This window comes from Phenylobacterium sp. (assembly GCF_036264965.1).
Lineage (GTDB): Bacteria > Pseudomonadota > Alphaproteobacteria > Caulobacterales > Caulobacteraceae > Phenylobacterium.
In genome coordinates this window covers 1-20,239 of record NZ_DATAPY010000125.1, presented here as the reverse complement: position 1 = coordinate 20,239, position 20,239 = coordinate 1, and the positions used below count along the sequence as shown (strand labels likewise).

26 protein-coding genes are annotated in these 20,239 nt (G+C 68.9%); 22 read left to right on the top strand and 4 right to left on the bottom strand.

What is annotated here, in order from left to right:
• Window positions 1–87: 87 nt before the first annotated feature.
• The 6 genes from VHS75_RS16755 (at window position 88) to VHS75_RS16730 (ending at window position 7,784) form a co-directional block, all read left to right on the top strand.
• Window positions 88–1,311 (top strand): acyl-CoA dehydrogenase family protein, encoded by a 1,224-nt coding sequence (locus VHS75_RS16755; protein ID WP_329639756.1) that lies wholly within the window; start codon window positions 88–90, stop codon window positions 1,309–1,311.
• Between the two features lie 71 nt (window positions 1,312–1,382).
• Window positions 1,383–2,597, top strand: coding sequence for an acyl-CoA dehydrogenase family protein (locus VHS75_RS16750; protein WP_329639755.1), 1,215 nt, complete (start codon window positions 1,383–1,385; stop codon window positions 2,595–2,597).
• 82 nt (window positions 2,598–2,679) lie between these two features.
• Complete coding sequence (locus tag VHS75_RS16745) at window positions 2,680–3,873, top strand: acyl-CoA dehydrogenase family protein (protein WP_329639754.1); 1,194 nt, start codon at window positions 2,680–2,682, stop codon at window positions 3,871–3,873.
• Window positions 3,874–3,903: 30 nt separating this feature from the next.
• Window positions 3,904–5,136 (top strand): acyl-CoA dehydrogenase family protein, encoded by a 1,233-nt coding sequence (locus VHS75_RS16740; protein ID WP_329639753.1) that lies wholly within the window; start codon window positions 3,904–3,906, stop codon window positions 5,134–5,136.
• Window positions 5,137–5,317: 181 nt separating this feature from the next.
• Window positions 5,318–6,520, top strand: a complete 1,203-nt coding sequence (locus VHS75_RS16735; RefSeq protein ID WP_329639752.1) for an acyl-CoA dehydrogenase family protein — start codon at window positions 5,318–5,320, stop codon at window positions 6,518–6,520.
• A 175-nt stretch (window positions 6,521–6,695) separates the two neighbouring features.
• Complete coding sequence (locus VHS75_RS16730; protein WP_329639751.1) at window positions 6,696–7,784, top strand: acyl-CoA dehydrogenase family protein; 1,089 nt, start codon at window positions 6,696–6,698, stop codon at window positions 7,782–7,784.
• 223 nt (window positions 7,785–8,007) lie between these two features.
• Here VHS75_RS16730 and VHS75_RS16725 read toward each other — a convergent pair whose 3' ends face one another.
• Both VHS75_RS16725 and VHS75_RS16720 read right to left on the bottom strand, forming a co-directional pair.
• The gene (locus tag VHS75_RS16725; RefSeq protein ID WP_329639750.1) at window positions 8,008–8,274 is read right to left on the bottom strand and encodes a hypothetical protein; all 267 of its coding nucleotides are present in this window, start codon (window positions 8,272–8,274) and stop codon (window positions 8,008–8,010) included.
• A gap of 455 nt (window positions 8,275–8,729) precedes the next feature.
• Window positions 8,730–9,221, bottom strand: a complete 492-nt coding sequence (locus tag VHS75_RS16720; RefSeq protein ID WP_329639749.1) for a nuclear transport factor 2 family protein — start codon at window positions 9,219–9,221, stop codon at window positions 8,730–8,732.
• Between the two features lie 213 nt (window positions 9,222–9,434).
• On the opposite strand from VHS75_RS16720, the gene VHS75_RS16715 reads away from it, so the two are divergent.
• The 3 genes from VHS75_RS16715 to VHS75_RS16705 all read left to right on the top strand — a co-directional run bounded on the left by VHS75_RS16715 (window position 9,435) and on the right by VHS75_RS16705 (window position 11,729).
• A complete protein-coding gene (locus VHS75_RS16715) occupies window positions 9,435–10,394 on the top strand; it encodes a hypothetical protein (RefSeq protein WP_329639748.1) in 960 nt (319 codons plus the stop codon).
• 61 nt (window positions 10,395–10,455) lie between these two features.
• On the top strand, window positions 10,456–11,022 hold the full coding sequence (locus tag VHS75_RS16710; protein WP_329639747.1) for a hypothetical protein: 567 nt from the start codon (window positions 10,456–10,458) through the stop codon (window positions 11,020–11,022).
• A gap of 170 nt (window positions 11,023–11,192) precedes the next feature.
• Window positions 11,193–11,729, top strand: a complete 537-nt coding sequence (locus VHS75_RS16705) for an FxDxF family PEP-CTERM protein (protein ID WP_329639746.1) — start codon at window positions 11,193–11,195, stop codon at window positions 11,727–11,729.
• 57 nt (window positions 11,730–11,786) lie between these two features.
• On the opposite strand, the gene VHS75_RS16700 is transcribed toward VHS75_RS16705, so the two are convergent.
• A complete protein-coding gene (locus VHS75_RS16700; RefSeq protein WP_329639745.1) occupies window positions 11,787–11,996 on the bottom strand; it encodes a hypothetical protein in 210 nt (69 codons plus the stop codon).
• A 117-nt stretch (window positions 11,997–12,113) separates the two neighbouring features.
• Between VHS75_RS16700 and VHS75_RS16695 the strand changes: the two genes are divergently transcribed.
• The 6 genes from VHS75_RS16695 (at window position 12,114) to VHS75_RS16670 (ending at window position 15,584) form a co-directional block, all read left to right on the top strand.
• On the top strand, window positions 12,114–12,599 hold the full coding sequence (locus VHS75_RS16695) for an FKBP-type peptidyl-prolyl cis-trans isomerase (protein WP_329639744.1): 486 nt from the start codon (window positions 12,114–12,116) through the stop codon (window positions 12,597–12,599).
• Window positions 12,600–12,797: 198 nt separating this feature from the next.
• Window positions 12,798–12,965, top strand: coding sequence for a hypothetical protein (locus VHS75_RS16690; RefSeq protein WP_329639743.1), 168 nt, complete (start codon window positions 12,798–12,800; stop codon window positions 12,963–12,965).
• 26 nt (window positions 12,966–12,991) lie between these two features.
• The gene (locus VHS75_RS16685) at window positions 12,992–13,192 is read left to right on the top strand and encodes a hypothetical protein (protein ID WP_329639742.1); all 201 of its coding nucleotides are present in this window, start codon (window positions 12,992–12,994) and stop codon (window positions 13,190–13,192) included.
• 86 nt (window positions 13,193–13,278) lie between these two features.
• Window positions 13,279–13,470 (top strand): hypothetical protein, encoded by a 192-nt coding sequence (locus tag VHS75_RS16680; protein WP_329639741.1) that lies wholly within the window; start codon window positions 13,279–13,281, stop codon window positions 13,468–13,470.
• A gap of 84 nt (window positions 13,471–13,554) precedes the next feature.
• Window positions 13,555–14,604: an amidohydrolase family protein gene (locus tag VHS75_RS16675; protein ID WP_329639740.1), complete on the top strand. Its 1,050-nt coding sequence runs from the start codon at window positions 13,555–13,557 to the stop codon at window positions 14,602–14,604.
• 83 nt (window positions 14,605–14,687) lie between these two features.
• Window positions 14,688–15,584 (top strand): alpha/beta hydrolase family protein, encoded by an 897-nt coding sequence (locus VHS75_RS16670; RefSeq protein ID WP_329639739.1) that lies wholly within the window; start codon window positions 14,688–14,690, stop codon window positions 15,582–15,584.
• Here VHS75_RS16670 and VHS75_RS16665 read toward each other — a convergent pair.
• Window positions 15,559–16,014, bottom strand: coding sequence for a hypothetical protein (locus VHS75_RS16665; protein WP_329639738.1), 456 nt, complete (start codon window positions 16,012–16,014; stop codon window positions 15,559–15,561). The genes VHS75_RS16670 and VHS75_RS16665 overlap by 26 nt on opposite strands.
• A 155-nt stretch (window positions 16,015–16,169) precedes the next feature.
• Between VHS75_RS16665 and VHS75_RS16660 the strand changes: the two genes are divergently transcribed.
• The 7 genes from VHS75_RS16660 to VHS75_RS16630 all read left to right on the top strand — a co-directional run.
• Entirely contained in the window at window positions 16,170–16,364 is a 195-nt protein-coding gene (locus VHS75_RS16660) for a hypothetical protein (protein ID WP_329639737.1), read from the top strand.
• 57 nt (window positions 16,365–16,421) lie between these two features.
• Window positions 16,422–16,883, top strand: a complete 462-nt coding sequence (locus tag VHS75_RS16655; RefSeq protein ID WP_329639736.1) for a VOC family protein — start codon at window positions 16,422–16,424, stop codon at window positions 16,881–16,883.
• Window positions 16,884–16,961: 78 nt separating this feature from the next.
• Window positions 16,962–17,699, top strand: coding sequence for a hypothetical protein (locus VHS75_RS16650; protein ID WP_329639735.1), 738 nt, complete (start codon window positions 16,962–16,964; stop codon window positions 17,697–17,699).
• 77 nt (window positions 17,700–17,776) lie between these two features.
• Window positions 17,777–18,259 (top strand): RcnB family protein, encoded by a 483-nt coding sequence (locus tag VHS75_RS16645; RefSeq protein ID WP_329639734.1) that lies wholly within the window; start codon window positions 17,777–17,779, stop codon window positions 18,257–18,259.
• A gap of 101 nt (window positions 18,260–18,360) precedes the next feature.
• Window positions 18,361–18,903 carry a hypothetical protein gene (locus tag VHS75_RS16640; protein WP_329639733.1) on the top strand — a complete coding sequence of 181 codons (543 nt, stop codon included), beginning with the start codon at window positions 18,361–18,363 and terminating at the stop codon, window positions 18,901–18,903.
• Window positions 18,904–18,909: 6 nt separating this feature from the next.
• Window positions 18,910–19,263 carry a hypothetical protein gene (locus VHS75_RS16635; protein ID WP_329639732.1) on the top strand — a complete coding sequence of 118 codons (354 nt, stop codon included), beginning with the start codon at window positions 18,910–18,912 and terminating at the stop codon, window positions 19,261–19,263.
• A gap of 219 nt (window positions 19,264–19,482) precedes the next feature.
• Window positions 19,483–20,239, top strand: a 757-nt coding sequence (locus VHS75_RS16630; RefSeq protein WP_329639731.1) for a Fe-Mn family superoxide dismutase, incomplete at its 3' end; no start/stop codon positions are given.

The window sequence follows — 20,239 nt, the reverse complement described above, 5'->3', positions numbered from 1 at the left end:
TGCGCACTTCAAACGACTGTTTCGTTGGGCGGAGGCCGGCGCTAAGGTGGCGGCTCACTCCGCGTTCTTGATGGGTCCGCACTTCCCATGGCTGATTTCGGCGCCGCCGACCTCGACACCTTCCGCGCGGAGGTCCGCGCCTGGCTGGCGGCCAATTATCCGCCGGAGCTGCGCGACGCTGACGCCAAAACCGACGCCGAAGCCGTCTGGGGCGGACGCGCCTTCGAGGGCTCCGACGACCCGCAATCGGTCTGGATGCGCCGGGTGGCCGCGCAGGGCTGGACGACGCCGACCTGGCCTAAGGCGTACGGCGGCGCGGGCCTAACGGCCCAGCAGGCGCGGGTCATCGACCAGGAGCTGGCCGCCGGGCGCTATCGCCCGCCGCTCTTGTCATTCGGCATCTGGATGCTGGGGCCGGTGCTGCTCGAATACGCCAACGAAGAGCAGAAGACGGAGCACCTGCCGAAGATCGTCCGTGGCGAGATCCGCTGGTGCCAGGGCTATTCCGAGCCGGGCGCGGGCTCCGACCTGGCGAGCCTCGCCACCAAGTGCGAGGACAAGGGCGATCACTGGCAGATCGACGGCCAGAAGGTGTGGACCAGCTATGCCGACAAGGCCGACTGGTGCTTCTGCCTCGTGCGCACGGACCCCACCAAGAAGCACGAGGGCATCTCCTTCGTGCTGATCGACATGCGCCTGCCCGGCGTCGAGACCCGGCCGATCAAGCTGATCAGCGGCGAGAGCCCGTTCTGCGAGACCTTCTTCACCGGCGTGAAGATCCCCAAGGGCAATCTGGTCGGCAAGGTCAACGGCGGCTGGGAGATCGCCAAACGCCTGCTGCAATACGAGCGCCAGAACATCTCCGCGGGCTTCGGCGATGGCGGTTCGGTCGGCGGCGGTGCGGCCGGCGACGTCAGCGAGATCGCCAAGCAGTATGTGGGCCTGGAGGACGGCAGGCTGGCTGACGCGGACCTGCGCCAGCGGATCACGCTCAACAAGATGAACTTCCAGGCTCTGCGGCAAACGATCGGCCGGACGGCGGCGGAAAGCCGCGCGGCGAACGGGCCGAGCGCGGCGACCTCGATCATCAAATATGCGGCGGCCGAGTTCGCCAGGGAGCGCTCGGAGCTGATGGTCGAGGCCTTGGGCGACCAGGGCCTGGGCTGGAGCGGCGACGGCTTCAGCGAGGCCGAGCGGCTGGCGGTGCGCGGCTGGCTGCGCGCCAAGGCCAATTCGATCGAGGGCGGCACCTCGGAGGTCAATCTCAACGTGGTGTCGAAGCGGGTTCTGGGGCTTCCGGACCCGAAGTAGACGATACCCACCAGTGGTCTATTTTGGCTGCGGGCGGCAAAGGTTCCTGATTTTCGAAGGCGAGATTTTCGATGGCGGATTTTGGCGGCGACACCGAGGCCTTCCGGGCCGAAGCCCGGGCGTGGCTGGACGCGAACTTCCCAGAGAGCTTCCGGCGCGATCCTGCGCGGCAGGCCTCGCTGGCCGCCGGTCTGGCGGACGACGAAGGCGCTGACGCCAAGGCCTGGCGCAAGGCGATGGGCGAGAAGGGCTGGGGCACGCCCACCTGGCCGGCGGAATACGGCGGCGGCGGCCTGAGCCGCCAGGAAGCCCGCATCCTGCACGAGGAGATGGCCGCGATCGGCGCCCGCAACCCGATCGGCGGCATGGGCGTGATGATGTTCGGCCCGACCTTGATCGAATACGGCTCGCCCGAGCTGAAGACCCAGCACCTGCCCGGGATCATCAGGGGCGAGGTCCGCTGGTGCCAGGGCTATTCCGAGCCGGGCGCCGGCTCCGACCTGGCGGGCCTGCAGACCCGCGCCGAGGACAAGGGCGATCACTGGCTGGTGAACGGGTCCAAGATCTGGACGTCCGGCGCCAATTTCGCCGACCGCTGCTTCTGCCTGGTGCGCACCGACACCACCAAGAAGCACGAGGGCATCTCGTTCCTGCTGATCGACATGAAGGCGCCGGGCGTGGAGACGCGGCCAATCCTGCTGATCAACGGGACGTCGCCGTTCTGCGAGACCTTCTTCACCGACGTGAAGGTCCCGAAGGACCAGCTCTGGGGCCCGCTGAACGGCGGCTGGACGATCGCCAAGCGGCTGCTGCAGCACGAGCGCGACAACATCTCGGCGGGCCTGGGCGGCGGCAATATCGGCCAGGCGGTCCCGTTGCCGACCGTGGTCGAGGCGGCGAAGGACTACGTCGGCGTGGACGACCAGGGCCGGATCGCCGACGGCGACCTGCGCCGGCGGATCACCGAGCACCTGATGGAGACCCGCAGCTTCCAGCTGACCGTGCGCCGCGCCGCCGACGAGGCGAAGTCGAACCAGGGGCCGAGCGCAGCCACGTCGATCATGAAATACGCCGGCGCCAAGATCGCCCAGGATCGCAACGAACTGCTCTGCGAGGCCATGGGGCACCAGGCGCTGGGCTGGACCGGCGAAGGCTATTCCGCCGCCGAGCTCTCCGCCCCGCGGGTCATGCTGCGCTCGAAGGCCAACTCCATCGAGGGCGGCACCTCGGAGATCAATCTGAACGTCGTGTCCAAGCGGGTGCTGGGCCTGCCGGATCCCAAATAAAGCGAGACTCCAACCGGACGCATTTCCGTGTTAGGCTTATATATAACATATTGAAAAGATAATATATTAGGGAGATTGAGAGATGGCCGACTTCGGCGGTTCCGATCTGGACGCCTTCCGCGCCGAGGCGCGCGAGTGGCTCGAAGCCAATTTCCCCAAGTCGCTGGCCAACGCGGCCTCGGCGATGATCCCGGGCGGCGAGACGCTGAGCGAGGACGGCAAGCTGTGGAAGCAGCGCATGGCCGACAAGGGCTGGGGCGCGCCGACCTGGCCGACCGAATACGGCGGCGGCGGGCTGAGCGGCGCCCAGGCGCGGGTACTGCTGCAGGAGATGGCGCGGATCGGCGCCGAGAACCCGGTGGCCGGCATGGGCACCTCGATGTTCGGCCCGACGCTGCTGGAATACGGCACGGAAGACCAGAAGCGCCGCCACATCCCGCCCATCGTCCGCGGCGAGCTGCGCTGGTGCCAGGGCTACTCCGAACCGGGCGCAGGCTCAGACCTCGCGAGCCTGCAGACCAAGTGCGAGGACGCCGGGGACCACTGGAAAATCAACGGCCAGAAGATCTGGACCAGCGGCGCGCAGTGGGCCGACTGGTGCTTCTGCCTGGTCCGCACCGACACCTCGAAGAAGCACGAGGGCATCTCCTTCGTGCTGATCGACATGCATCAGCCGGGCGTGGAGACGCGGCCGATCAAACTCATCGCGGGAAGTTCACCCTTCTGCGAGACCTTCTTCACCGACGCCCGCGCCGAGAAGAACGACATGGTCGGCCCCCTGAACGGCGGCTGGACGGTGGGCAAGCGCCTGCTGCAGCACGAGCGCTCCGGCCAGGGCGGCGGGCGGATGATGGCCGGCCAGGACGTGGTCTCGCTGGCCAAGAAGTACGTCGGCCTGGATGACAAGGGCCGCATCGCCGACCCCGACCTGCGCACGCGGATCGCCCGGCACCAGATCGACGCCAAGGCCCACGCCCTCACCCTGGCCCGCGCCGCGGCCGAGGCCAAGGGCAACATCAACCCCAGCGCCACCACCTCGGTGATGAAGAACTCCGGCACTTGGATCGGCCAGGAGAAGGCCGAGCTGACACTGGAGATCATGGGGACGCAGGGCCTCGGCTGGGACGGTGACGACTTCTCCAAGGACGAGCGGGACGCGGTGCGCACCTGGCTCTCCGGCAAGGCCACCACGATCTTCGGCGGCAGCCAGGAGATCCAGTCGAACATCGTCTCCAAGCGCATCCTGGGCCTGCCGGACACCACCCAGAACGGCTGATCTCAACCCATAGAAGGGAGGCCGCGACAGATGGCCGACTTCGGAGGACACGACCTGGACGGCTTCCGCGCGGAGGCCCGCGCGTGGCTGGAGGAGAACTTCCCCGCCTCGCTGCGACGCGACCCGAGCGCGGTGGCGGAGACCGAGACCTCGGCCGCCCAGCCCACCGGCGATGTGGCGCTGTGGAAACAGCGGATGGGCGCCAAAGGCTGGGGTGTGCCCACCTGGCCGACCCAGTACGGCGGCGGCGGCCTCTCCCGCGCCGAAGCCCGCGTGCTGGCGGAGGAGATGGCGGCCATCGGCGCGCCCAATCCGATCGGCGGCATGGGCGTGATCATGTTCGGCCCGACGCTCTTGGAATACGGCAATGAGGATCAGCTGCGCCGCCACATCCCGCCGATCGTCAAAGGCGAGCTGCGCTGGTGCCAGGGCTTCTCAGAACCGGGCGCTGGGTCGGACCTGGCGGGCCTGCAGACCAAGGCCGTCGACATGGGCGAGACTGGTTGGCTGGTGAACGGCTCGAAAATCTGGACCAGCGGCGCCCACCTGGCCGACTGGTGCTTCTGCCTGGTGCGCACGGACCCCTCGAAAAAGCACGAGGGGATCAGCTTCCTGCTGATCGACATGAAGAGCCCGGGCGTTGAGGCGCGGCCGATCCTGCTGATCAACGGCACGACGCCCTTCTGCGAGACCTTCTTCACCGACGTGAAGGTGCCGAAGGAGAACCTGATGGGGCCGCTGAATGGCGGCTGGACCATCGCCAAGCGGTTGTTGCAGCACGAGCGCCAGGGCATCTCCGGCGCCAACGCCCAGCCGGGCGCGGCGGGACCGGGCCAGGTTCCGGGGCCGGCGCTGGACGAACTGGCGCGGACCTATCTGGGCGTGGACGAGGACGGGCGCCTCGCCGATCCGGACCTGCGCGCGCGGCTCACCAAACACCTGATGGAGGAAAAGGCGTTCCAGCTGACCGGGCAGCGGGCGGCGGTCGAGAACCGATCCAACTCCGGGCCGAGCGCGGTGTCGTCGGTGCTGAAAAACGTCGGCTCCTGGGTGCGCCAGGAGCGGGCTGAGCTGGCCGTGGAGATCCTCGGCCATCAGGGGGTCGGCTGGTCGGGCGAGGGGTTCAGCGACGACGAGATCGGAACCATGCGCGCCATGCTGCGCGGCAAGTCCGGCACCATCGCCGGCGGCAGCCAAGAGGTGCAGAGCAACATCATCTCCAAGCGCATCCTGGGTTTGCCGGAGGCGACGCAGGCGCGATAGGGTATCGGCGATAAGTTGAGGGACGCCCCCTCACACCGTCGTCACCCGGCTTGTCCGGGTGATCCAAGCCGAGTGGCCATTTTGGCAAAGCCGCTTGGGTCCCCCGGATCAGCCTTCGGCTGACCGGAGGGTGCCGAAAGTGGGGTGGGTGATGAGCGGAATATTTAGGGAGCGGATTTGAATGGCTGATTTTGGCGGTACGGACCTCGAGGCGTTTCGCGCCGAGGCGAAGGCGTGGATCGAGGCCAATTTCCCCGCCTCGCTGAAGGGTAAGCCCAACCCGATGATGCGGGAGGAGCGGACCAAGCCCAGCGCGGACCAGGAAGCCTGGCGCAAGGCCATGGGCGAGAAGGGCTGGGGCGTCCCCACCTGGCCCGCGTCCTACGGCGGCGGCGGCCTGTCGGCGGCCGAGGGCCGCGTCGTGCAGCAGGAGCTGGGCCGCGCCGGGGCCTACAACCCGATCGGCGGCATGGGCGTGATGATGTTCGGCCCGACGCTGCTGGAATACGGCACCGAGGAGCAGAAGCAGGAGCACATCCCGCCGATCGTCCGCGGCGACCTGCAATGGTGCCAGGGCTATTCCGAACCCGGCGCCGGATCGGACCTCGCCAGCCTGCAGACGCGGGCGGAAGACAAGGGCGACCACTTCCTGATCAACGGCCAGAAGATCTGGACCAGCGGCGCCCAGTTCGCCCAATGGTGCTTCTGCCTCGTGCGGACGGACACCACCAAGAAGCACGAGGGCATCTCGTTCGTGCTGATCGACATGGACCAGCCGGGCGTCGAAGTCCGGCCGATCAAGCTGATCAACGGCGCCTCACCGTTCTGCGAGACCTTCTTCACCGACGCCGTGGCGCTGAAGAAGAACCTGGTGGGCCCGCTGAACGGCGGCTGGACGATCGGCAAGCGGCTGTTGCAGCATGAGCGCTCGGGCCTCTCGGGCGGCGGCGGCATGTTCGGCATGGGCAAGTCGCTGGACACGCTGGCCAAGGAATACGTCGGCCTGGACGACAAGGGCCGCATCGCGGACAGCGACCTGCGCACACGGATCATCCAGAACGACATCGACTGGCGCGTCTTCCAGCAGACCGCCATGCGCGCCATGGTCGAGGCCAAGGGCAACTCCGGCCCCTCGGCCGCGACCTCGATCATGAAGAACGCCGCCACCTCGACGCTACAGACCCGCGCCGAGCTGACGCTGGAGATCATGGGCGCCCAGGGCCTCGGCTGGACCGGCGAGGGCTTCAACGGCGAGGAGATCGCCGCGGTCCGGTCGTGGCTGGGCGGCAAGGCCACCACGATCTACGGCGGCTCCCAGGAGATCCAGTCGAACATCATCTCCAAACGTATCCTGGGTCTGCCCGACCTGACCCAGAGCCACTGAACATGAACACCCACCCTCCCTCCTGACCGTCATGGCCGGGCTTGTCCCGGCCATCCATACGCGCCGCCCTCGGGGATTTTCCCGCAGCGCCGGCGAGTATGGATCCCCGGCACAAGGCCCGGGATGACGAGCGAGAGGGGTTTCGAACAACGAGAGATTTGAGAGGAACCAAGACATGGCCGTTCTGAGCGAAGAACAGAGCATGCTGCGCGACGCAGCCAAGAGCTGGGTGCAGGAAAAGTCCCCGGTCACCGCCTTCCGCAAGATGCGCGATAGCGGCGCCGAGCTGGGCTACGACGTCACCGCCTGGAACGAGATGGCGGAAATGGGCTGGGCCGGGGTGATCATCCCGGAGGAATACGGCGGCTCCAACTTCGGCTACCTGAGCCTGGGCCTGGTCCTGGAAGAGCTCGGCCGCACGCTCACCGCCTCCCCGCTCCTGTCGTCCGGCCTGGCCGCGGCCTCGGCGCTGATCCTGGGCGGGTCCGACGCGCAGAAGTCGGAATGGCTGCCGAAGATCGCCGAAGGGACCGCGGTCGGCGCGCTCGCCATCGACGAAGGCCCGCACCACAACCCGGAGAAGGTCGCCACCGAGTTCAAGGGCGGCAAGATCACCGGCAAGAAGACCTTCGTGCTGGAGGGCATGGCCGCGGACGTTCTGGTCGTCTCGGCCAAGGGCCCGGACGGCATCGGCCTCTATCTGGTGAAGGCCAATGACCCGGGCGTCAGCCGCCACCGCCTGCAGCTCGCCGACAGCCGCGGCGCCGCCAACATCGAGTTCAAGGACGCCGCCGCTGAGCCGCTGACCGGCGGCGCGGCGCTGGTGGACAAGGTGCTCGACCGGGCCCGCGCCGGCGTCGCCGCCGAGATGCTGGGCTCCGCCATCCAGGCCTTCGAGACCACCCTCGACTACCTGAAGGTCCGCGTGCAGTTCGGCCAGGTGATCGGCTCCTTCCAGGCCCTGCAGCACCGCGCGGCCAAGATGTTCACCGACCTGGAACTGTCGCGCTCGGCGGTGGAAGCCGCGCTGGCCGCCATCGACGCCGACAGCCCCGACGTGCCGGAGCTGGTCAGCCTCGCCAAGGCCAAGATGGGCGACACCTTCCACCTGGTCTCCAACGAGATGGTCCAGATGCACGGCGGCATCGGCATGACCGACGCCCACGACGCGGGCTTCTACCTGAAGCGCGCCCGCGCGGCCGAAGCGGCGTTCGGCAACCAGGCGTTCCACCGGGACCGGTACGCGAAGATCCAGGGGTATTGAGGCTGGGCCGCGGTTAGCGCGGCTTGGTCTGGTTTGAGAGTTTGGGAAGCCCCGCTGGCGGTGACGTTGGCGGGGTTTTTCTGTGGGTGTTGCTCGCGACGCCCAGCGTATTCAGCTTCAGGCAGCGAGATAGTCTTTGTCTCCAAGGGGGGTGTCGACCATGGCGATGTACCGAGAACAAGCTTTCGCGATGGTAGGCGAGATCATCATGGAGTGGGCTTGGTTAGATCAGCGGGTCATCACTGAAACTTGGCGAGCGCGAGATCCAAATCGCAAATCCGCATTCGTCATCGGCTCCATCGAGCAAGGCTTCTACGGGCGACTTCAAGATTGGGCACGACTTCACAAACCATCCGCGAAGCCGGAGGCTTTGAAGAACTTCGAAGCCTTCCTCGCGCACGTGCATGGACTGAGCAGCAAGAGAGACGATCTTGCTCACAACCTCCGAGAAATCAGCGAAGCCAACGCCGACCACGTCTTTGGCCTCCATGGCACACGCCTACAGTTCGACTTTGAGGGAAAGTGGGCAAGGTGGAGGCGGAAGTATCTACACCTAGCCCCGAGCGCACGACCGCCCCAGCCAAAGCCACCCGAGCATTTTGCCTATTACCGACCGCAGATGGCGAAGCTCGTAGCCGACATCATCCAGGCGAGGGAGCGTATTGCGGAGATTGGCGAGCTTCATCGCAGCGGCCGACAGTTTTGACCACCGTCCAGCTCGCGATATGCGGCTCGGAAATTTCCTTAAGCCCCGCGCCCAGATGGCCGCTCCGACACCAGGCTTCGTCAAGGACGAGGGCATCGGTTCTTTCTCCCCTCGCGGGAGAAGGTGGACGCGAAGTGGTCGGATGAGGGGGAAGTTGGCGCCCTAATCCCCTTCGTCCCCCTTATCCGTCAGGCGTTCGCCTGACACCTTCTCCCGTGAGGGAGAAGGGCGCACCCAGCCTACGGCTTCGCGCGCTCGTAGGGCTTGGCCAGGACCGAGTCCTGGGAAGTGACGATCTGCCATTGGCCGGCGCGCAGGAGCCAGGTGTCCGTCCAGATAAGGCTGCGTCGGGAGCCGTCCTTGTTGACGGCCGTCTCGCCGCCCTGGGCGATGGCCACGTCGGGCGTCGGGAAGCGGATGTGGATGTAGTCGACGGTGTCGGAGACGACGGTGATCGGGCCAGGGTCAGCCTGCATCGCCTGGGCCTTGTTGACGACGTGCGCGTGCGACGAGACGCCTTGATAATCGTCCGCCAGGCAGACCTTGGAGGACGCGGTGTCGTTGGTGGCGTCCTGCGCCGCCCATTCCGCCTCGCAGGCGCGGATGAAGCGCTCCACCTGGGCGTGGTCGTGGACGTCGCGCGGCGGAGGCGGCGCGGCCGCATGGGCGGCCGACACGGCGGCCAGCGCCATCAGGGCGATCACCCCACTGCAGATCTTCGTCACGCTCATGCCCTCGCCTCCCCTGTCGCCGCGGGCGACAGTGGCGGCCGCCGCGCCCCTAGGCAAGGCCGGGTGGCGCCGCGGGTCCCTTCTCCCGCGAGGGGAGAAGCGCGTTCTATTTTCGTTCCAATTTCAACCGGAGCGCGATTGCAAATAACAGCGTTCCGGTAACAATGCGCGACAACGCCTCGCCAGGCGCGGGGCGCAGATCGGGGGATCGGAATGCGGATCACCATGGCCGCGGGGGTGCTGGCGTTCGGCCTCGCCATGGCCGGGTCGGCCCTGGGTCAGAGCCCGGCGCCGGCGCGGGGCGCCCATGCCAAGCCCAGCCTCGAAGGGGTCTGGCGGATCAACTTCATCCTGCCGATGGAGGCGCCGCCCGGAACGCCGCAGCTGGTGGTCTCCGAGAAGGACGCCAAGGTCATCGCCGCCGCCGTGGGCAAGGCGCTGTCGGAACAGTTCGCCGCGGGCCTCGACCCGGAGTTGCCGTCGTTGGTGCCGCAGTCCGACGGGCTGCCGATCGTCCGCGGCCAGCGGCGCGCCCGGGTCGTCGTGCTGCCTGTGGACGGCAAGCTGCCCTACACCGCCGCCGCGCGGAAGGAGGCCGAGGGCTTTCCGCCCGACGGCTCCTCCGACAACCCCGAACAGCGACCGAACGCCGAGCGTTGCCTGGTCGGCGACGGCCAGCCGCCGCTCTCGTCGTTCAGCCTGGACAGCGAGATCCAGATCGTCCGGACGCGCGATCAGGTGGTGATCCTCGCCGAGTACGGCGACGACGTGCGCATCGTGCCGCTGACCAGCCAGCACGCGCCCCGGGCGCTGTGGTCGCGGCTGGGCGATTCCATCGGTCGCTGGGAAGGCGCCACCCTGGTCATCGAGACCGTGGGCATGCCCGATGGCGACCGCGTCCGGCTCGCGCCGACCCTGATCGTCTCGGGCGACGCGACGGTGATCGAACGCCTGACGCCGATCTCGGACCGCGAGCTGCTCTACCAGTTCACCGTGGTGGACCCGAAGGTCTTCACCGCGCCCTGGCTGGGGGAGTTCTCCTGGTTCCGCACCAAGCTGCCGATGTACGAGCACGCCTGTCACGAGGGGAACTATTCCCTGCCCAACGTGCTGGCCGGCGCCCGTCATGACGAGGCCGTGGCCAAGGCCAAGGTCGCCGACGCCGGCCGTTAGGGCGGCTGGCGCAGGGCCCTGCGCGCGCTTAGGGTGACGGCGGGCGAGCGGGGAACGGCCATTGAATCTAGGCGGCTCAGACACCCTGTGGTCGGTGGTGATCGGCGCCTTGCTGGCGACCGTCGGCGGGTTTGCGGCGACGCAGATGGAGGGGATCCTGCGGCGGCGCGAGCGGGAGCGCAGCGCGGCCCTGCTGTTCGGCGAGATCCTGTCGGCCCTGGAGCTGATCACGCGGATCACCGATGAGATGCGCGGGCGCGGCGACCCCTATGGGCCACTGACCATGCGCATGCTGCGCGCGGTGCGGCGCGAGACCGACACCTATGACCGCAACCGCGAGCAGCTCTACGACCTGCGCGACGCCAAGGTGCGCGCGCAGATCCACGGCCTGATGGTGCGGATCACGCTTGCGCTAGAAGGGGTGACGGACGCCGCGGCGCAGATCGCCGTGCTGGAGGTTGCCGCGGGCGCGGACGCGGCGGCGCAGATCGCAACCCAGGCCGAATACCGCAAGCAGGCCTTCGACTACATGCTCGAGTGCGCCGAGCAGATCAAACCGCTCGTCGCGGTCCTGCGGCCCCTGGCCCGGGCGGCCTTCGACGAACACGAGGCGGTGCTGCGGGGCTGAGCTTAGCCGCGCCGGGGCCGATCGTCCGCCGGCGGAGAGTGTGGCTTTCTCGCAACTTTACCGTAACGAAATCCGAACCTTAGCCGCTGAAAGCGCGCGGAGCCGAGGAACCCTTGGCCGCCGGGCCGGGTTTGGCGGCCCGAGGGACAAACTTCCCAAAGGACCGGATCATGAAATCTGTCGTTGGCGCCGCCACTCTGGCGGTCGCGATGCTGGCTGCCGCCTCCCAGGCGAGCGCCGCCCAATCGATGAGCTTTTCGCCGGCCGGGCCGGACGGGTCGTTGACCGGCGCGTTCGGCGACACCGCGATCGGCGCCGGCGCCTTCACCGACACCTTCGACTTCATGATGCCGACCGGCATGGCGGGCGCGACGATCGCGTCGAATTTCACGCCTGGCGCCAAGGACAACGTCAACTTCACCTCGGTGACCTTCGACGGCCAGGCGCTGAACATCGACGACAAGGGTCAGGTGGATTTGCGCTCGCTGACCGGCCTGCCGGTCGTCGGCGGGGCCCAGACCTTGGTGGTCAAGGGCTCCAGCGGCCAGAACGGCTCGTTCAGCGGAACCCTGTCGCTCGCCGTGGCCGGCGCGGCCGCCGCGGCCGCTCCGGAACCGGCGTCCTGGGCGCTGATGATGCTGGGCTTCGGCGGGGCCGGCGCCCTGATCCGCGCGCGCCGCCGCGCGACGGCCGCAACCGCCGCCTGAGACCCGCCCGCCATCGCCGTCCCCTCCTCCGCATCTGAGAAGGAGGGGACGTGCGGGCTACTTCTTCGGCTTGTCGGCCGACTTCGCCGCATCGGCGGGCTTGGTCGCGTCGGCCGGGGCCGCAGCCTTGGCCTTCTTCTTGTGGTGCATGGGCTTGGCCTTTTCCGGCGGGTTCGGAATCGGCTGCATGGTGCCCGCCTGCGCGAGCGCACTGCCCGCCATGAACGCCGTGGCGACGAGCGCCAGACCGAACGTCTTAAGCTTCATGTCCTTCAAAGCCTCCCTTTGGCCGCCCGGCCCGTCCCGGCGCGGACTCAACCTTGCGACGGTAGTCCCATCCGGCGCGGCTGTGGAGATGGTCCGCGAACCGACTATAGTCGGCCCATGCGCCGCCGCCTCTCCGTCCTCGTCCTCACGCTCGCCGCCAGCCTGGGCCTCGCCCACGCCGCCGCCGCCCAGCCGCCCGGCGGCAAGACGATCGCCCTGCCCGGCATCAGCTACCAGGTCCTGGCGTCAGGGCCGGCGGCCGGCCCTCATCCGACGCGGGCCGACACGGTGGCCATGCGCTACATCGGCCGCTTCGAAAGCGGTGAGGTGTTCTCCACCTCGCCCGGCGACGGGACCGGGATCTCGACCTTCGCGGTCAACGGCGTGATCCCCGGGATGAGCGCGGCCCTGCAGCTGATGCGGGTCGGCGACCACTGGCGGATCACCATGCCGCCCTACCTGGCCTATGGCCCCGGGCGGCCGTTCCAGCCGGCGACCTCCGGGCCCCAGGCGCAGGCCATCCAGAAGCGGGGCATCCCGCCCGACGCGACCTTGATCTTCGACGTCGAGCTGACCGCCATCGCGCCGCCCAAGGCGCCCTGACGCGCGGATCGGCAAGGCTGTGTGTCGAACGGAAATCCTCCGTCGGCGCAGCGTAACCGTGGACCCTTGCGCCGCAGACGCGGACGTGGCCCCTTAGTTGCAACTGGCGGCGGTGCGCGAGTCATCGACTTTGCGGAATGCGCAGGGGCGGCGCGCAGACAAGAACCGGCAGGCTGAGGTGTCGTGGACGGGGCGAGCATGGAACCTCCCCAGGGCGAGGGCGAGCACGAGAAGCGGCCACCGGCGACCCGGTCGAGCCGGATTCTCGGGCTGCTGGCGGCCGTGGGGTTCTCCATCGCCATGTGGGTCTTCATCGGCATGGCCGTGCTGGGCCTGGTGCTGAAGCTGTTCGCCTCGCACGGCTGAGCGGCGAAGGGTGTAGAGTACAAGTCATGGCCGAGTTGACCGACGCGCAAATGAACGCCCTGCAGAACCTGGCCCGCAAGAAGGGCGGCCAGGATGCGCCGTTCATCAACATCTCCGCCGCCCGCGCCCTGACCGAACTCGGCCTGGCCGAGCGCAGCCGCGAAGGCTGGGACATCACACCGGAGGGCTCGGCCTTCCTGGCCAAGCGGGCCAATCCCCCGCAATAGGACCGTCGTCCGGCACGGGTTTTGAAACTCTCTGGCGAGCTGAGCCGTAACAAGACAATCGGCTCCATCAACGCCGGAGACACAAGATGGCATTCGCCGCAGTTGTCGCGCGTACCAGCCTTAACGGCATGGAGTACCTTGTCCGGGACACCGGACGCGCCGAATGGGCGATCAACGCCCAGGCGGCGGCCCGCTTCCAGACGTTCCGCGACGCCACCCGCGCCGCCATGCGCCTGCCGAGCAACCTGAAAGCCTACGCGCTTCCCGCCGAAGGCTGAAGTCGGGGCCGCGGAGGGTTGAGCGCAGCTTGCCGAGCGGCTTAGGGTCGCCCGCACTCTGAATTCAGAGGCGGGAGGATGCGTATGGCCGAAGAGATCCTGGACCCCGATCTGCCGATCGTGGATCCGCACCACCATCTGTGGGACCGCCGGAACTATGCGCCGCCCGCGACCGCCGGCGCGGCGGAGACACCGGAGCACCCCTTCATCACCGCCATCGCCGACGCCCGGCGCTATCTGCTGGACGAGCTGATCGCCGACACCAGCTCCGGCCACAACGTCCGCGCCACGGTCTTTGTGGAGTGCGGGGCGATGTACAAGGCCGAAGGCCCGGCGGACTTCCGCTGTATCGGCGAGACCGAGTTCGTCAACGGAGTCGCGGCGATGAGCGCCAGCGGAACCTACGGGGATTTCCGCGCCTGCGCCGGCATCGTCTCGAAGGCGGACCTGCTGCTAGGCGATTCGGTGAAGCCGGTGCTGGAGGCCCATGTGCGGGCTGGCGGCGGCCGGTTCAAAGGCATCCGTAACTCAGCGTCCTTCGACCAGGACAAGGCGGTGCTGGGCCCGCTGAACCGGGTTGAGGAAGGGCTCTATCTGTCGGATCAGTTCCGGAGCGGATTCAAGCATCTCGCGCACATGGGCCTCAGCTTCGACGCCTGGCTGCTGGAGCCGCAACTGCCTGACGTGATCAGCCTGGCGCGGGCCTTTCCCGAGACCACGATCGTGCTCGACCACGTGGGCACGCCACTCGGCCGGGGCGACTATGAAGGCATGCTGCCGGCCCGGTTCGGGGTCTGGCGGGACAATATCCGCGAGCTGGCCAAGTCGCCGAACGTCGTGGTGAAGCTGGGCGGCCTGGCCATGGCCTTCTGCAACTTCCCCTCGTTCCTCGCAGAGCCGCGGGCGCCGTCCCTGCAGCTGGCGACGGAGTGGGCGCCCTATATCGGGACCTGCATCGAGGCCTTTGGGGCGGAGCGCTGCATGTTCGAGAGCAACTTCCCCGTCGATATGGGGACCTGCGACTACGCCACCCTTTGGAACGCCTTCAAGCACATCGCCAAGGGCGCCGGCGCGGCCGAGAAGACCGCGCTCTTTTCCGGCACGGCGACCAAGGTCTATCGGCTGGAGATCTAGGCCGCGGCGACGGTTCGGCGGCGGCCGCCCTTTCGCCGCCGCTCGGCCTGTGGTTCAGTATACGACGTAAATCGGAGGGCGAGATGAAGCGTACGATCCTGCTGGCGAGCCTGCTGGCGCTGGCGGCCGCGCCGCAGTGGGCGCAGGCAAAGGCGGTCGGCCATCCGGCCATTCCGGCGGCGATCTTCACCGACCCGCCGGCCGACAAGGCCAATCCGCCGCGGATGGAGGTGCTGCACATCCCGAGCGGCGGGTTGGAGATCAACGGCGTCGCCTACCTGGCCGGCGGCGCCGGGCCGCACCCGACCGTGGTCCTGCTGCACGGCCTGCCGGGCAATGAGAAGAACCTCGACCTGGCCCAGGCGATCCGCCGCGCGGGCTGGAACTGCGTGACCTTCAACTATCGCGGCTCCTGGGGCAGCCCGGGGTCGTTCAGCTTCGAGGGCAACCTGGCCGACGCCAAGGCCGTGCTGGCCTTCGTGCGCGACCCGGCCAACGCGGCAAAGCTGCAGATCGACACCAGGAAGCTGGTGATCGCCGGCCATTCCATGGGCGGCTGGGTCACGGCGCTGACGGCGGCGCAGGACCCCGGCCTGGCCGGCGCCGTGATGATCTCGGCGGCGGACATGGGCGGGCGCGGCGCGGTTCCCGCCGCCAAGCCGATCATCACCAAGTCGATGTCCACCGAGCTGGAAAGCCTCGCCGGGACCTCCGCGGAGAAGATGGCCGACGAGATCATCGGCTTCTCGCCGCGGCTGTCGTTCAACGCCGCGGTGGCCAGGGGGCTGTCGACCAAGCCGCTGCTGGTGGTGACCTCGGATGACGGCTTGGCGCCCCTGAACGACAAGCTGGTCGCGGCGATCAAGGCTGACGGCGGCGCCCAGGTCACCACCGACCACGAGACGACCGACCACAGCTACAGCGGCAAGCGCATCGCGCTGGAGGCCGTCGTGATCAGCTGGCTGCAGGGACTGAAATAGCGCCGGGTTCGGCCTGGACCGGGGGTGCGATGAACCCGGCGGCCTCGATCTGGCGGCGGCGGTAGAGGCGGATATCGCCCTGGGCCACCTGGCGGAAGCGCGCGATGTAGATCGGCCCCGCGGCCAGCAGCACGCCGGCCATGTCGGCGAACATGTGCGAGGCCGAGATTTCCTGGCCGAGGAAACAGGGCGCGATACCGACGCCTAGCACCACCCACATGGCCACGATGGCGATATCGCCGCGGCGCACGAAGGGCAGCAGGCCATAGGCCCCGGCGGTCACTCCATAGAAGGTGATCGCGTCCACCGTCAGGTCGCCGGGCAGGACCATCTGGCGGATCGACAGCGGCGAGACCAGCACGATCGCGCAGATCAGCACGACGATCGCGCAGCCCAGGCGCATCATCCGGAAAGGGGCGGTCGGAAACACCAGCGGCGGGTCCTGTTAGCGATAACGCCGCCCGCTCTAAGCCGCCGCCTCTCAATTCAAGGTGAAATTACGTGGTTAGTGAGGGCTGAACCGCGCGTGGGGCGTCCTCGCGGTCGACTTTGCCTCGCCGCCCGGCCGGGATAAAGGATGTGGCCATGGCCGGAGTTTCCGACATCGCCGTCTACCAGAAGCTCACCGAACTGGCGGACGAACTGGACGACTTGGCGGCGCAAGGCGCCACCCTGGTCGGCGAAGCCGCGCTCGGCACAGCCTCGCGCAGCGTGCGTGGCATGGCGCTGGCGGTCTACAAGCACATCATGGCCGACCGCGAAGGCGTGCTGGACAGCTAGCCTCCTCCTGCAGAACCCGCCAGGATGGCGGCGGGGACGCAAAAAAGGGGGAAACCAATGAAGACCTGGACCATGGCGGCGCTGGGCGCCGCCGCGATGCTTGCCTCGGCGGGCGCGGCGACGGCCGCGGGCCCGCCGGAGGCGCTGAAGCCGGCGCATGTGGCCGGACCCGGCCTCTACGTCACCGACCTGGAGGCGCAGAAGGCCTGGTATTCCGAGAAGCTGGGCCTCGGCGTGCGCGACACCATCCAGCGCGGCGGGACGCCGTACGAATACGTCATGGGCTATGACGACGGGTCGGCCGGCGCGATCCTGGCCCTGGCCAAGAGCACCACGCGGCCGGCGGGCGCCAACGCTTTTTCCCGCGTGATCCTGGCCGTCCCCAACGCCAAGGGCCTGGCCGACTGGCTGAAGGGCCAAGGCGTCGAGAACCGCGAGGTGATCCCGAACGTCGCCTATTTCATCCGCGATCCGGAAGGCAACAACGTCGAGCTCTACACCGCTCCACCCAAGCCCTGAGGTCGGGCCGCGGTTGCGCCGGCGGCCACAGAAGCGCCGAACTGCGCCCACAGTCTTCGGGCAGCAGAGGGAGGCGACATGACACCCTTCCGGAACGACGCCGCCAATCCGTGGAGCCGCGAAAGCGTCTGGCCGCACCTGCCGGTGACGCCACTGAAGCTTGGCGGTTGGCGCCCTGCCCCGCCGCCGCGAACCGAGGCGCCGCCTGCGCCACCGCCGCCAGCGGCGCTTGAGCCGCAGCCGACCGTCGCCCGGCCGGAACCGCCGCTGTTGGCGCCGCCGCCGTTTGCCCCGTCTCCGCGCCTCGCCGCCACGACGGGCGCGATACGCCGCGACCGGCCCAGCCGCCGTGCGCTGCGTGTCACCCCGCTGGTCGCCGCCGGGGCCGTCGGCGCGGGCGGGGGCCTGGCGCTCTTCCTGCTGATCGGCGTCGCCCGACCGCCGGCCGCCGCGCCCACCGAGCCGCCCGCGACCGCCTCGACCCTCGCCGTCGGCCAGCTGATCGGCGGGACGGCCGCACCGCAGCCCGCCGCGGCGCCGATGCCGACGCCAACGCTCACGGCGCCGCCTGGACCGCGGACCGCGCCGGCGAGGCTGCCGGCTGCCGCGAGGCCGCCGCATCTGGACGTCGCATCCGCCCTCGTCCCTGCCTCCTCTATCGGACGGCTCGAACTGCCACAGCCGCAGCCGCTGTTGATCCCGCCACTCCCGGCTCAGGCGCAGGCCGGTCCGGCGCCGGACGCTGCGCCCGCCCGGCCCGTCGCGCCGCCGGACCGCGACGCGCCAATGCCGCGGCGGATCCCTGACCCTGACTGAACAGTGCGGTTCAGCGGGGGTTCAGCGCCTGGACGCCAGCTTGGCCTCATCGGGACGACCGAAGAGGAGAACTGAACATGAAGCACCTGCTCTACGCCGCCGTGGCCCTGGCCGCCGTCGCTGCGCCCATGGCCGCCGCCGCCCAGACCGAGCGCCAGGACGACCGGCGCGAACTGAACGAAGACCGTCGCGACCTGCATCAGGACCGCCGCCAGGCCGACCGCGACCACCGCGAGATCAACCAGGACCGCCGTGACCTGCGCTATGACCGCGCCCGCGCCGACAGCTGGCGAGGCCGCGCCGAGTGGCGCGACTTCCGCGGCCCGCGTCCCGGCTACTGGTTCGCGCCCGGCTACGGCTATCGCCCGATCAGCCACTTCGGCTGGCGCCGCGGGACCTATGTGCCCGTCGCCTACCGCGGCTACTACGTGCAGGATTGGGGCTACTACGGCCTGCGGCCGCCACCGCCCGGCTACCGCTGGATCTACGCCGACGGCAACTTCGTGCTGATGGCCGCCGCCACCGGCCTGATCGCCGACCTGGTGATCCACGGCTACTGATCGAAGGCTTCCGATCCGCCTCCCCCGTTCGCGCGGGGGAGGTTGGGGCTTCCTCCGGCCCGCACGCTCGCTAAGGTGGCGTCAAACGGGGAGGAACTTCGATGCGGCTGCCACTTCTACTGACGGGCCTGGTGCTGGCCTGCGCGGTCCCCGCCCTGGCCCAAAGCCCGGCCCCCAAACCCGCCGCGCCGGCGACGGCCGCCCAGGGCCGCGTGCTGCTGTCGGTGAAGGACGTCATGCGCCACATCGTCAATCCGGCGGCGGAGACCTACTGGGCCCATTCCGGCGAGGTCGACGATGAAAAGGGCGCCAACGACCGCGTCCCCACCGCCCAGGCGCAGTGGGACATCAACATCGACACCGCCGCCCAGATCGCCGAGGCCGGGAATCTCCTGATGATGGACGGCCGGGCCCGCGACCCGAACGGCCCCTGGATGAAGTACGCTATGGCGCTGAACGCCGCCGGGATCGCCGGCATGACGGCGGCCGCCGCTCACGATCACGACAAGACCAACGACGCCGGCAGCGCCATGTACGACGCCTGCTTCCAGTGTCATGGCCGCTATATCCAGCGGCCGAAAGACAGCCTCTACAAGCACGACATCGACAAGGACCTGAAGGACGCGGGCAAGGCGCCGAAGTAGGCGGCGATGCTGAAGGTCGCCGCCGTCGCCGTGGCGATCGCCGCCATCGCCGGACCGCCGCAGGCATTGGCGCGCCCGGCGCCGGGCTGGACGGTCTACGCAGACTGCGCGGCGGCCTACCTCGCAAACGCCCGCCTGGCCGATCCGGATCGGCCGGCCTTGATGACCGCCCAGGTCTCCGATGTCGCCGACGACTATGCGGCCGCTGCCGCCAAGCTGCGCGTCCGGCGTGGCGGATCGGCGGCCGCCTCGCGCCGCGCCGTCGAGGCGCGGATCGCGCAGAAGACCAGGCTGTTCGCCGGCCAATCCCGCGAGGCGGTCGAGCACATCATCGACGCCTGTCCACAGCTCGGCGCTTAGGCGGCGAACGCTGGCGGCTTGATCCCCCGGCGGTTGACGCTAGGGTAGCCGCTCCGGGCCGACGCGGGCGCCCGGCGCCAGAGGGTTCGCCCTCCAAGACCCGCTCCTGAGAACTCGGCCCGCGCCGGGTGGGAGCGTGTGCATGATCCAGATCGGCCCAGACGCGAACGCCGCCGCCACGCCGGCCTTGGCCATCGCTAAAACCCTGAAGGAAGCCCCATGACCGAAGCCACCCTCGACCGCCGCATGCTGCTGGGCGGTGTCGCCCTGGCCGGCGCCGTCGCCGCGACCGCGGCGTCCGCGCAGCCCGCGCCGCCAGCCGCCGCCGGATTCGCCATACAGCCCCTGCCCTTCGATCCGAAGGCGGTGCCGGGGCTCTCCGAGAAGCTGCTCGTGAGCCACCACGACAACAACTATGTGGGCGCCGTGAAGCGCCTGGGCGCCATCCGCGCGGAGTTCGGCAAGCTGGATCCGGCGACCGCGCCGGTCTTCGAGATCAACGGGCTGAAGCGCGAGGAGCTCATCGCGATGAACTCGATGATCCTGCACGAGATCTATTTCGACGGGCTCGGCGAGTCCGGCGGCGACGATCCGGGGGGTCCCCTCGCCGCCGCGCTCGAGCGCGATTTCGGCAGCGTCGCGCGCTGGCGCGCCGAGTTCGTCGCCATGGCCAAGGCGCAAGGCGGCGGCTCGGGCTGGACGCTGCTGAGCTGGTCGCCGCGCGCCGGCCATCTGGTCAATGCCTGGGCCGCCGATCATACGCACGGCATCGCCGATGGCGTCCCGGTCCTCGCCCTCGACATGTACGAGCACGCCTATCACATGGAGTTCGGCGCCAAGGCCGCCGCCTATGTCGACGCGGTGATGCGCAACATCCATTGGGAACGCGTCGGGCAACGCTATGAGCGCGCCAGCGTCGCCCTGCCGCCACCGGCTCCGGCGCGGCTCGACGCGGCCGGCGGCGTCGTGGCGACGG